This window comes from Rhizobium sp. AQ_MP, assembly GCF_014237835.1.
GTDB lineage: Bacteria > Pseudomonadota > Alphaproteobacteria > Rhizobiales > Rhizobiaceae > Allorhizobium.
On the sequence record NZ_JACJVI010000002.1, the window covers coordinates 100732 to 113289 of the forward strand.

11 protein-coding genes are annotated in these 12558 nt (G+C 61.6%); 3 read left to right on the forward strand and 8 right to left on the reverse strand.

The window, feature by feature from the left end:
• Positions 1-29: 29 nt before the first annotated feature.
• The 6 genes from dctP to H6M51_RS03605 all read right to left on the reverse strand — a co-directional run bounded on the left by dctP (position 30) and on the right by H6M51_RS03605 (position 5751).
• Positions 30-1085: a TRAP transporter substrate-binding protein DctP gene (gene dctP / locus H6M51_RS03580; RefSeq protein WP_185808528.1), complete on the reverse strand. Its 1056-nt coding sequence runs from the start codon at positions 1083-1085 to the stop codon at positions 30-32.
• Positions 1086-1109: 24 nt separating this feature from the next.
• Complete coding sequence (locus H6M51_RS03585; protein WP_185808925.1) at positions 1110-2399, reverse strand: TRAP transporter large permease; 1290 nt, start codon at positions 2397-2399, stop codon at positions 1110-1112.
• The gene (locus H6M51_RS03590; RefSeq protein WP_185808529.1) at positions 2399-2989 is read right to left on the reverse strand and encodes a TRAP transporter small permease; all 591 of its coding nucleotides are present in this window, start codon (positions 2987-2989) and stop codon (positions 2399-2401) included. The genes H6M51_RS03585 and H6M51_RS03590 overlap by 1 nt, the downstream gene beginning before the upstream one ends.
• A 190-nt stretch (positions 2990-3179) precedes the next feature.
• Positions 3180-3701 carry a flavin reductase family protein gene (locus H6M51_RS03595; RefSeq protein ID WP_185808530.1) on the reverse strand — a complete coding sequence of 174 codons (522 nt, stop codon included), beginning with the start codon at positions 3699-3701 and terminating at the stop codon, positions 3180-3182.
• Entirely contained in the window at positions 3701-4594 is an 894-nt protein-coding gene (locus H6M51_RS03600) for an aldo/keto reductase family oxidoreductase (protein ID WP_185808531.1), read from the reverse strand. Before H6M51_RS03600 ends, H6M51_RS03595 begins: the two co-directional genes overlap by 1 nt.
• Complete coding sequence (locus tag H6M51_RS03605; RefSeq protein ID WP_185808532.1) at positions 4594-5751, reverse strand: LLM class flavin-dependent oxidoreductase; 1158 nt, start codon at positions 5749-5751, stop codon at positions 4594-4596. Before H6M51_RS03605 ends, H6M51_RS03600 begins: the two co-directional genes overlap by 1 nt.
• Before the next feature lie 93 nt (positions 5752-5844).
• Between H6M51_RS03605 and H6M51_RS03610 the strand changes: the two genes are divergently transcribed.
• The 3 genes from H6M51_RS03610 (at position 5845) to treZ (ending at position 9582) form a co-directional block, all read left to right on the forward strand.
• A complete protein-coding gene (locus H6M51_RS03610; protein WP_348644389.1) occupies positions 5845-6564 on the forward strand; it encodes a GntR family transcriptional regulator in 720 nt (239 codons plus the stop codon).
• Positions 6565-6600: 36 nt separating this feature from the next.
• A complete protein-coding gene (locus tag H6M51_RS03615) occupies positions 6601-7716 on the forward strand; it encodes a Gfo/Idh/MocA family protein (protein WP_185808534.1) in 1116 nt (371 codons plus the stop codon).
• A 96-nt stretch (positions 7717-7812) separates the two neighbouring features.
• Positions 7813-9582 carry a malto-oligosyltrehalose trehalohydrolase gene (gene treZ / locus H6M51_RS03620; RefSeq protein WP_185808535.1) on the forward strand — a complete coding sequence of 590 codons (1770 nt, stop codon included), beginning with the start codon at positions 7813-7815 and terminating at the stop codon, positions 9580-9582.
• Between the two features lie 35 nt (positions 9583-9617).
• Here the strand turns inward: treZ and H6M51_RS03625 are convergent, their stop codons facing one another.
• Complete coding sequence (locus H6M51_RS03625) at positions 9618-10535, reverse strand: B12-binding domain-containing protein (protein ID WP_246780388.1); 918 nt, start codon at positions 10533-10535, stop codon at positions 9618-9620.
• Between the two features lie 122 nt (positions 10536-10657).
• Complete coding sequence (locus H6M51_RS03630; RefSeq protein ID WP_185808536.1) at positions 10658-12547, reverse strand: 1-deoxy-D-xylulose-5-phosphate synthase; 1890 nt, start codon at positions 12545-12547, stop codon at positions 10658-10660.
• Between the last annotated feature and the right edge of the window lie 11 nt (positions 12548-12558).

Here is a 12558-nt window from a genome sequence, read left to right on the forward strand (position 1 = left end):
GCGCGGGAGTGCCGCGCATCCCTCTCACATCAGTTCAGCTCAGCCGCACGCTCGGCGTCAACCTTCTTCTGAGCCTCGGCAACGGCTGCCGTGAACTCGTCGAAGACTTCTGCGCCGCCGGTGACATTGGTCTTGAACCAGTCAAAGACCGGAGCAACGGCGGTCTTGAAGGCGTCCTTTTCTGCAGGCGTCGGCACGTAGATTTCGCCGCCAGCCTTGGCGAAGTCCTGATAAGCGGCGATTTCCTTGCGCTTCGGTGAAGCGAAGGTCGCCTGCTGCAGAGCGGCAAAGCCATCGACGACGATCTGCTTCTGCTCGGGAGTCAGGGCCTGGAAGCGGTCGTTCGACATCCACCAGAAGGCGCCCATGTAGCTGTGGCCATCGAGCGTCAGATACTTCAGGCCGGCATCCGGGAACTTCATCGACATGATGTCGGTGATGCCGTTGGCCGTGCCTTCGACAACACCCGTCTGCAGAGAGGTGAAGAGTTCCGGCCACGGGATCGGGGTCGGAGCGGCACCCACTGCGGTCGCAACCTGCTGGGGCAGATCAGCGGGGACGGTGCGCATCTTCAGACCCTTGAGGTCCTCGGGCGACTTCACCGTCTTCTTGGTGTTGGCATAGTTGCGCCAGCCGCCGGTGTTGCCGATGGTCATGAGGCGGATCTTGTTGTCGCTGTCAGCAAGCGCGCGCTCACGAAGCTTGCGGGTGAAGTCACCTGTCAGCACGGCTTCCGCGACGCGGTCGTCGCTCATCAGATAGGGCAGGTCGAGAACCTGGATATAGGGGAAGAGACCGGCTGCGCCGCCCGAGGTCGAGATATAGACGTCGAGCGAACCGTCCGCGATGCCCTGGAGGCATTCCTCGCCGGTGGCGCAGAGCTGCGTGCCCATGAAGATTTCGACGGCGATCGCACCGTTCGAGGCGTTCTCGATGTAGTTCTTGAAGACGACGAGGCCGTCATAGTCCTCGTCATTTTCGTTGGAGTTTGCGGTGGCGCGCAGCGTGATATCGGCCGCCTGCGCCACCCCGCTGATCGTCAGCGCGCTGGCGAGCAGCAATGTCTTCAGCATGGTCTTGAGCATGTTGTTACCTCCCGGTTTCTCAAGTTAGTCGACGAAGCCCGCAAGACGCGGGACGGTCAGGGTCAAGGCTGGAAAATAGGTGATCAGGAAGATCACCACGATCTCCGCCAAGAGGAATGGCATCACGGCCTTGGCGACCGTCTCGACCTTCAGTCCGGAGACGGAGGACGTGACGAAGAGCACCAGACCCATTGGTGGCGTCAGCAGACCGACCGTCAGGTTCACCACCATGATGATCGCGAAATGGACCGGATCGACGCCGAGCGAGGTGAAGATCGGCCCCAAGATCGGCCCCAGCACGATGATCGCGGGGCCCGCGTCCAGGAACATGCCAACGATGAACAACAGGATGTTGACGAGGAGGAGCAGGACGAGCGGGTTGTCGCTGAGGCTGAGGAAGATACTTGCCAGCATTTCCGGCGTGTGGGCGAGAGAGGCAACGGTCTTGAAGGCCATGGCCGCGCCGATCAGGAGCAATACGACGGCCGATGTCATGGCCGAGCGCATCAGGATGCCGGGGATATCTCGATACTCCAGCGTGCCGATGACGAAGAGACCGAGGAAGAAGGCGTAGCCCGCAGCGATCGCTGCAGCTTCCGTCGGTGTAAAGATGCCGCCCAGGATGCCGCCCATGATGATGACGGGCGTGAGCAGCGGCCAGAAGGCGCCGATCATTGCTCTCCCGCGCTCGCGCCATGAGGCGCGCTTGGTGGCGGCTGGCAGATCGTAGTGGTTGGCCAGTAGCCGGATCATCACCATGAGGCTGACGCCGATCAGAACGCCGGGGACGATGCCGGCCAAGAACAGGGCCGCAACGCTTTCGCCCATGACATAGGCATAGATGATCATGATCCCGGAGGGCGGGATGATCGGGCCGATGATGGCGGATGCTGCAGTGATGCCGGCGGCGAAGCGGCGGGTATAACCTTCCTTTTCCATGGCCGGGATCAGCATGGCACCCAGCGCCGAGACGTCTGCAACGGCAGAACCGGAAATGCCGGCGAACATCATGGAATCGACGACGTTCACCTGGGCGAGGCCGCCGCGCATGTGGCCGACCATGGCCTGGGCAAAGCGGACGATGCGGAGCGTGATGCCAGCACGGTTCATCAGCTCTCCGGTCAGCATGAAGAAGGGGATCGCCATCAGCGGGAAACTGTCCATGCCCGCATAGATGTTGCGGTAGAGGAGCACGATGTCGCGCTCCTGACCGTTCCACCAGAGGATGAGGGCGGGTGCTGCAATCAGGCCGAAGACAATCGGGAGGCCAAAGAGCAGGAAGACGATGAAGAGGGGCAGGAAGAGGCTCAACATCATTCGGCTCCCAGCTGTCCGGCGATGCGGATCGGCATCAGTTCGCGGTCATGCCCCGTCAGCTTGAGAAGCGCACGCAGCAAGAGTTCGATGTTGACGACGAACATCAGCGTCACGCCGACCGCCAGCGAAGCCATCATCCAGCCGCGCGGCACCTTCATCCAGGTCGAGAGATCGAATGAGGTCGGAACGGCGATCGCCGACATGGCGAAACGCCCGCCGATCCCGGTCACCTCGTTCCAGCCGATGCGCATGCCGACATAGAGCACGGTGGCGCTGAGCAGCAGGAAGAGGAGGGTGATAAGGGTTGAGAGGAGCCGCGGCAGGTTGTCGATGATCATGCCGATCGCAACGAACCCGCCCTGACGGAAGGCGGTCGGGACCAGAAGCCCTGTCATCCAGAGCATCAGGAAGCGGGAGGCCTCCTCGCTCCAGGGCAGAGCATTGCCCAGGAAATAGCGGAAGAAGACCTGCATCAGCATGAAGAAGAGCATGATGCCGAGTGCGCCGGCGCCCAGCCACAGGCCGACCATCAACACGGCGGCGTTGAGCCGGCCGATCAGATTGGTCAGGATCGATAATACCGTCATGTCTCCACCCGTTTTTGCCATCGGTCAATTTGGCGCGACTATCGAAGACTCTTTCCCGCCGTGCAAACACGACTATTCCCGTTTCATGCCGCGGCGGAGTAAAATCCTCCTCGCGGCCCTTGTTCCGGGTGATCCTCAATACCCCGCCGCCACATGCTCCCCATGCACCGACGACTTCCTCCCTGTGTCTTCAGACGGCGAAGCGTCCGAAGCGTCCTCCTGAGAAGCACAGCGGCTCTCCCTGCCGATGTGCCACCCGTATCACCCTCCCGATGATGATCGTGTGATCACCCGCATCGTGCTGCGCCTGCTGAAGGCATTCGAAGCGGGCCAGCGTTCCCTTCAAGGTGGGAACGCCTTCGTCGTTGATCTCGACCTCGATGCCGTCGAAGCCGCTGCCGCCCCGCGTGAAAGCGGCACTCAGATGATCCTGATCTGCACCGAGAACGTGAATGGCGAAGTGTTGTGCAGCCGTGAACGCGTGATGGCGCGACGAGCTCTTTGCCGGCGACCAGAGAACGAGCGGCGGATCGAGCGAGACCGAGGCAAAGCTGTTGACCGTCATGCCGATCGGGCCCTCGGCCGTCATTGCGGTCACGACTGTGACACCCGTGGTAAAACTGCCCAATGCATTGCGATAGGCGCGATGGTTGTCCGCCATCGGCACGAACAGGGTTTCTCCGGTCGCGTGACTGTCATTGGCAGCCATCATCAGGCGACCTCCCGTCCAATCGCAAGCGTGTAGAGTTCGAACCAGGTCTGGCGATCCATCTCGAACTTCATCGCGTCCGATATCTTCGCGATGCGATCGAGCGAATTGGTGCCCATAACCGGCAGGATGGTGGCGGGGTGGCGCAGCAACCAGGCTACGGCGACAGCGGTTTCGTCGATGCCGTGCTCCGCGCCGATCCGCTTCAGGGCTGCGAGGAGTTCTGGCTTCGAGCCGTCGAGAAGGCGCCCGCCACCGAGCGGCGACCATGCCATCGGCGGCACCATGCGCTCCTGCAGATAGGCCAGGTCGCCATTCACGAAGGTGTCGGTGGCGAGAAGGCTCATCTCGATCTGGTTGGTGACGAGATTGTTCGCCATCGACGACTGCAGAAGCGAGAAGTCCCAGGGGCGGAAATTGGAGACGCCGACGGCGCGCACCTTGCCTGAGGCAATCAGAGCATCGAGCACCGGGCCGGTTTCATCGGGATCGATCAGTGGATCGGGGCGATGGATGAGGAGGAGGTCGACATGGTCGGTGCCCATGTCGGTGAGCGAGGCTTCGACCGAGGCGGTGATGTGTGCGGCCGAGGTGTCGTAATATTTGACGCGGGCAGCCGAATGCCGACCGACCGGGGCGACGATGTCGCACTTGGTGACGATCTCGAGCTTGTCGCGCAGGCCGGGCGCTGCCTTGAGCGCATTGCCGAGGATCGCTTCTGCCGTATAGCCGCCATAGATGTCGGCCTGGTCCATGGTGGTGATGCCCTGGGCGAGGCAAGCCTCGATCTTGGCCTGCACGTGCTTCGGCGAGGTGTCTGCATCGTCGCCGATGCGCCACATGCCGTAAACGAGGCGGCTGAAGGTGAGATCAGGGGTAAGATTGACGCGCTGCATCAGCGGCGAACTCCATTTCCGAGAGGTGTGGCCGGCGTTTCCGAGGGAACGCGGCCATAGGCGTGGGGAAGCGAGACGGTCTTCAATTCCGGCAGCACCTTGGTGCCGAAGTGAACCGCTTCGTCGATATGCGGATAACCTGACAGGATGAAGGCGCGGATGCCCATCTTCCTGTATTCTTCCAGCTCCGACAGGATCTGGTCCGTCGAGCCGACGAGGGCGGCGCCGCAGCCGGAGCGGGCGCGGCCGATGCCGGTCCACATATGCGGCTCGATATAGCCGAACTGATCGGCCAATTCGCGGGCCCGAGCCTGATGGGCGACACCCAGCGAAATGGAGTCATGGGCGCGATCGCGGATCAGCTTGCCGTATTCGTCGTCGAGCTTCGAGACGATATATTCGGCGTATTCGCGTGCTTCCTTTTCCGTGTCGCGCACGATCATGTGGACGCGCAGACCGTAATCCAGCGTGCGGCCATGGGCTTCGGCGCGCGCATGCACGGCCTTCATCCGCTCCGCGAGCTGTTCCTTCTTTTCCGGCCACATCAGATAGACGTCGCATTGCGCGCCACAAAGCTCCAGCGCATCGGGGGAGTAGCCGCCGAAATAGAGGAGGGGGCCGCCATTCTGCTGGTAGGGCTTGGCCGGGTCGGTCGAAACGCCCTTGAACTGGTAGACCTCGCCTTCGTGGTCGATCGTGTCGCGCGTCCAGGCCTGGCGCAGGATCTGCACGACTTCATGACTGCGGCGATAGCGAAAGGCGCTGTCGGCGACTTCGCCGGGGAAATCCGAGCTGATGACGTTCAGCGTCAGGCGACCCTTCAGCATGTGGTCGAGGGTCGCGACCGTGCGCGCCAGCATGATTGGCTGCATCTCGCCGCAGCGGATGGCCGCGAGCATGTTGATCTTCGACGTGATCGGCGCGCAGCCGGCGACGAAGCTCAGGGTGTCCTGACCGACCTGGTAGGAAGACGGGCAGAGGATGTTCCGAAAGCCAAGCTGCTCGGCCTTTTGCACGATGTCCGAGCAGTGCTCCCAGCTGGAGCGCAGGGTGCCATCCGGCACGCCGAGAAATTGATAATCGTCGGAGCAGAGCGCTGCGAACCACGACACTTCCGCGCCTTCGAGATCGGCCGATGTGACGGGTACGACAGTCATTGAGGTCTCCTCCGGGGCTCCAACTTTCCTCTTGCGTAACACCCGCTTTGATGTAGATCAATAGTGTATCAATTTTTTTCCGGCGATACCGAAGTGCCACAGAACCCCGCAACGCCTCCGCCCGGCAGTCTTCCGATCTATGTGCAGATCACCGAGCTTCTCGTCCGCGACATCGCTGCCGGACGGCTGATCGACGGCGAAAAGCTGCCGCCCGAGCGAGAGATGGCGGAAGAACTCGGCATTGCGGTGGGGACGCTGCGCAAGGCGCTGGCCGAGTTGCAGAACCGGGGGCTTCTGGAGCGCATCCAGGGCTCCGGCAATTATGTCCGGGCGATCTCCGACCCTCAGTCGGTCTATGCGATGTTCCGGCTGGAGCTGCTGGCCGGTGGCGGTTTGCCGACGGCCGAGATCCTGTCCATCGAGCGGCTGCCGAAGCCGGCGGGACTGCCGGCCTTCGGGACGTCTGGCGACGCGCATCGTATTCGCCGGCTGCGCCGTCTTTCCGGCAAGCCCGCAGCACTCGAGGAAATCTGGCTCGATGGCTCCTATATCGATGCAATCGATCCCGAAGCCGTGTCGGAATCCCTTTATCTCTTCTACCGGACGAAACTGTCGCTCTGGATCGCCAGGGCAGAGGACCAGATCGGCCTCGACCATGTGCCGGACTGGGCCCCGGAGAGCTTCGGGCAGATGGCTGGAGCACCCATCGTTCACATTCAACGCATCAGCCAGGACCCGGACGGCGTGCGCGCCGAAGTCTCGCGCACCTGGCTCGACCATACCGTCGCGCGCTACGTCTCGCGGCTGAAATAAAGGGGCCGCGAGCGCGGCCCGACCCAGGAGGAAAGAGTGGCAGGATTGAATTACGGGATCATCGGTTGCGGCATGATGGGGCAGGAGCACCTGCGCAACATCGCGCTTCTGGAGGACGCGTCGGTTGCGGCGATCTTCGAGCCGGATGCCGGCATGCAGGCGCTCTCTGCCCAGGCGGTGCCTGAGGCGCAGATGGTCGGTTCGATCGAAGAACTACTGGCCGTCAGGGAAGTAAACTGCCTGCTGATTGCCAGCCCCAACTATCTGCATCTGGAGCAGCTGGAAAAGATCGCCGCGATCCGGCCGCTGCCGGTTCTCGTGGAGAAGCCGCTGTTCACCGATCCCGCCGATGCACCCCGCCTTGCCGCTCTGCGCGCGGCCTATCCGGCGCCGATCTGGGTGGCGATGGAATATCGCTACATGCCGCCGGTCGCGCGGATGATCGATGAGGCAGAGGACGCCACCGGTGGCATCCGCATGCTGACGATCCGCGAGCACCGCTTTCCTTTCCTCGAAAAGGTCGGCGATTGGAACCGCTTCAACCGCAATACCGGCGGGACGCTGGTCGAGAAATGCTGCCACTTCTTCGATCTGATGCGTCATATCCTGAAATCCGATCCGGTGCGCGTGATGGCCTCTGGCGGACAGTCGGTAAACCATCTGGACGAGGTTTACGACGGTCAACAGTCCGACATCTGGGACAATGCCTATGTCATCGTCGACTTCGCCTCCGGGGCGCGTGCCATGCTCGAACTCTGCATGTTCGCCGAAGGGGCGCGCTATCAGGAAGAGATCTCGGCTATCGGGCCCAAGGGCAAGATTGAATGCCTGGTGCCTGGTCCCGGGCGCTTCTGGCCGGAGCATCTCGGCGAGCCGCCGATCGCCCAGGTGATCGTCTCGCCGCGCGATCCGAAGGGGCCGCGCATGGTCGAGATACCCGTCGATCCGCAATTGCTCGAGGCCGGCGACCATAATGGGTCGACCTTCTATCAGCATCAGCGTTTTCAGCGTGCCGTTCGTGGGGAGCAGTCGGTCGAGGTTGCGCTGCAGGACGGCTGGTGGGCGGTCGCGATGGGGCTTGCGGCGCAGCGCTCGGCTGAGACCGGGCAGGCTGTGACTTTTCCTCTGTCATTCTCTCCGAAGACGCTCTGAGCCCTGCGGCCCGGAACACCCGATACCAAAGATCGGGTCGAACATTTTCACGGCTGCGGCGTTGGGCTTTTCCTACCCATGTAAGGAGAAAGCGCTTTGAGCCAATATCGTTTCGGCCCCGTTATCGAAGATGACGGGGTTCTTTTCCGGCTATGGGCGCCGCGTTGCGAGGCCGTCTTGCTGGAGGTCGATGGTGGTGCATCGATGGGCATGGAACGGCGTGACAAGGGCTGGTTCCATGTGAAGGTTGAAGGCGCCGGGCATGGAACGAGATATCGGTTCCGTCTCCCTGACGGCTCGCTCGTCTCGGATCCGGCAAGCCGCCATCAGCCTGAGGACGTCCTCGGGCCCAGCGAGGTGATCGATCCTGCGACTTTCCGGGCCCGCGACCCTCTCTGGCGCGGGCGCCCGTGGGCCGACATGGTCATCTACGAACTGCATGTCGGCACGTTTACGGAGGAGGGGAGTTTTCGAGCGGTGATCGGCAAACTGAATCACCTGAACAGGCTCGGCATTACTGCCATTCAGATCATGCCGATTGCAGACTTTCCCGGCCGCTGGAACTGGGGTTATGACGGTGTCCTGCCTTATGCCCCGGACAGTCGATATGGACGGCCAGAGGATCTCGCGGAGCTCATTCAGGCAGCCCATAAGAGGGGCATCTCCGTCTTCCTCGATGTGGTCTACAATCATTTCGGCCCCTCCGGGAATCTGTTGCCCGCCTATGCCCCGTTGTTCTCGCCCCACCACCAGACGCCATGGGGCGACGGCATCAATTTCGATGATCAACAGAACGAGGAGGTGCGGGCGTTTCTCATCGAGAACGCCCTGTACTGGATTGAAGCGTTTCAGTGTGACGGGCTGAGACTCGATGCGGTGCATGCGATCAAGGACGATAGCGAGCCGCATTTCCTGAACGAGCTTGCGACACGCGTGCGGGAGAGGTTCGTCGATCGCCACGTTCATCTGATTGTCGAGAATGAACAGAATGATCCTCGTCTTCTGGACCGAGACCACAGAGGGAGATCCTCCCTTTTCGATGCACAATGGAACGACGACATGCATCATGCCCTGCATGTTGCGACCACAGGCGAGACATTCGGATACTACGCGGACTATGCGGATGCCGGTGCAGCGCTGGCGAAGGCTCTCGCAGAGGGCTTCGTCTACCAGGGCGACGTGATGCCCTATAGTGGTGAACGACGAGGCCGTCCGAGTGCGCATTTGCCGCCTTCGGCCTTCATCTCTTTTCTTCATAATCACGACCAGATCGGCAACCGGGCCAAGGGAGACAGGGTAAAGGCCGCGCTCCCCGAACAGGCGCTCGCGTTTGCTGTCTCGCTGACGCTGTTGTCTCCACAAATTCCCATGCTGTTCATGGGCGATGAATGGTGCTCCCAACGGCCCTTTCCCTATTTCTGTGACTTCGACGACGAGTTGAATGCGGCCGTGCGTGAGGGGCGCCGGACAGAACTGTCGAAGATTCCAGGTTTCGCTGGTGATGATCTGCTGGATCCGACCGCGCAGGACACGTTCCACTCAGCGCGCGTCGATTGGGAGCAGGCGTCCTCGGAGCCGGGCTCCGTGTGGGTGGATCGCTACAGGCAACTGATCGCGTTGCGTCGCGAACGGGTCATTCCATTGATGTCATTCATGCGAAAGGGAGGCCATTACGCTCTGGATGGTGGTGCCATCCGCGTCGAGTGGCCTCTGGAAGACGGGCGTCGATATGTGCTCGTCGCCAATCCGACTCCGGAGGCTGTTGCCACAGGACTGGAAAGTGATCTGGTCGATGTGGTCTATGCGCTGGGCGACCACCGACCGGGCATTCTCGGGCCTTGGTCACTTGTCTTCAGCACCAGCTGATCACAAGCCAAAGTGGCTGGAGGCGTGCCGGGTGATCATACCCCCATCTTGTCGGCCAGGTGCATGACTTCAAGCGCCGACTTTGCCACCATGTCCGCGCCAATGCTGCCGAAGGCTTGCGGATTTTTCATCACTGCCGGACCACCGACCGCGATCTTCATCGCGCTCAGGCCACGATTGGATTGGATTCGGCTGATGGCAGCGGCGCATTCGTCAACTTCGTCGACACGCCCGACCGAGATGCCGAGAAGGCTGTAGGAAGAATTCGAAAGGCGCATGTAAAGGCTGTCGTTGAGTTCGAGGTCGGCTCCCCCATCGACATCCCACCCCATGTCGCGGAAACAGGAAGCGACAATCGACACGCCAATGGTGTGCAATGCGCCTTGGGTCCGCGCGAGAAGCACGCGGCGCGCTTTCTGACGTTCCCGGATGGTCTGGCTGCGGTTCTGCGACAGATGGTTGACGATCATCCCGAGCCGTGTGGATGCCACGGCCACCTGAATGAAATCGGTCTCGTCGTTGCACCAGAGCCGGCCGAGATGTGCAGCCACAGGCGAAAAGAGCTGGATGGCAAGGGTGTGCATCGGCAGGTCACTGCGCTGCAATTCCTCGATCATCTCTCGGTGGCCACGCGGATCCGGCTGGATCAGTGCTTGTGTCAGGGCCGCACGAAAGGCAATCGCCTTGTCGGTACCTGGCAGTTCTCTTGCTTTCGGATCCAGTTCCGGATGCAGGTGAAAGTCGAATTCGGGCGGGGTCTCGCCGTCACGCAGCCCCGCGGTCAGTTCCGTGTGACTCGCACTCACCAGCCGAGGCACAGCCCCGCGAATAGCGCTTTCGAGAATGCGCTGTTCGAGGCTTGTCAGCTTTGCATCGGCCTTAGACGTTCCAGACTTGCCGTCGGCCCTCGCCGGAGGTTCTCCCGAGCGCGGCCCGTCATTGTCACCCGCCATGTCACCCTCCCGGTCGTCGGTTTGGGCGGATCCGCTCATCCCGATCCGACATTACCGCATTCCTGTGCTCTCGCCAAACCTAACGTAGTCTTATACGCGACGAAGCTCCCAATAGTTTAGTATCAGCGATCTTCCGCACGGTGCAGTCGTGTCGTCAGCTCCTGCTGCCCCGCCCTTCCGGTGCGGCGAACATCGCTGGTTGGACGCTGGCTTCCGAGCCCGTTGCGCGCGGCTGCGGCAATGTGGCGGGCGGTCAATTTGGCTTCCTCGTACATGTCTTCGGGGCTCGCCTGGGCGATGAACGTGTCGGGCAAGGTCAGGGTGCGCAGGGCGCAACGTCCGTCCAGCAGGCCGCGATTCGCAAGATGATGCAGCACAAGCGCTCCGAAACCGCCCGTGGAACCCTCTTCGACAGTGACCAGAACGGCATGGTTGTTGACGAGTTCTGCCAGAAGTGCGGTGTCGAGAGGTTTTGCAAATCGTGCGTCGGCGACCGTGACCGATGTTCCCTCCAACGACAGCAGCCGGCGTGCCTTTACGCAGTCAGCAAGCCGGGTGCCGAAGGATAAAATGGCGACGTCGCTTCCTTGCTCGACGATCCGGCCGCGACCGATGGGCAATATTTCTCCGTTTTTCGGCAAAGGAATGCCCGTACCCTCGCCGCGTGGATAGCGAAAGGCGATGGGCCCTTGATCATGAGCTGCTGCGGTTGCCACCATGTGGACGAGTTCGGCCTCGTCACTTGCAGCCATGACCGTGAAGCCTGGCAGGTTGGCCAGGTATACAACGTCGAAGGCGCCCGCATGGGTGGGACCGTCAGCCCCGACCAGTCCCGCCCGGTCAATCGCGAAGCGGACCGGAAGTTGCTGGAGGGCCACGTCATGGACGATCTGGTCGTATGCGCGCTGCAGGAATGTCGAGTAGATGGCACAGAAGGGCTTCATGCCGCTTGCCGCCAGGCCCGCTGCGAAGGTCACTGCATGCTGTTCAGCGATCCCGACATCAAAGGCACGATCAGGGAACGCAGCCTGGAACCTGTCCAAGCCCGTGCCGGTCGCCATGGCTGCCGTGATCGCCACGATGCGATCGTCCGACTTTGCTTCCTCGACCAAGGCCTCGGCAAACACCTTCGTGTAGCTTGGTGCCTTCGCCTGCACCTTGGTCTGGGTCCCGGTCGCAACGTCGAAGGGATTGACGCCATGATATTTGTCGGCGGCCCGTTCTGCCGGTGGGTAACCCGCGCCCTTTCGGGTAACGACATGCAGGAACACCGGGCCATCCTGCTCATCGCGTATTTCGCTCAGAAGCGGAAGCAGTCGGTCGAGATCGTGTCCATCGATCGGACCGCGATAGTCGAAACCGAAATTCTGGAACAGGTTGTTCGTGTTCGCCCCACTTCTCTGCCTGATGTCAGCGAGATGGTCGGAAAGGGCACCCGTGGATGCGGATATCGACATGTCATTGTCATTGAGGATGACTATCAGCCGCCGACCTGATGTGCCGACGTTGTTCATCGCCTCGAAGGCCATCCCGGCGGACATCGCACCGTCACCGATGATGCAGACTACATGACCCTCTTCTCCCTTCAGATCGCGTGCCGTGGCAAAGCCCATGCCAGCCGAGATCGATGTGGAGGAATGGGCTGCGCCGAAGGGGTCGAATTCGCTCTCCTGGCGGCGGGTGAAGCCGGACAAGCCGTTCTTCTTGCGCAGGCTATGCATACGCTCGCGGCGTCCGGTCAGGATCTTGTGCGGATAACACTGATGACTGACATCCCAGATGATCGTGTCGCGTGGAGCAGAGAAGGTGGCGTGGATGGCCACCGTCAGTTCAATCACACCCAAGCTGGAGCCAAGGTGGCCGCCGGTTTCGGAGACAATCCGCAAGGTTTCGCCGCGCAATTCCTCTGCGAGGCGACAGAGCGCGGCATGGTCCATGGCTTTCAGATCAAGGGGAACGCGCACCTGGTCGAGCAATGGGGTGGCGACGTCATTCGCAAAAGAAAAACCCACTGCGCTCTCCT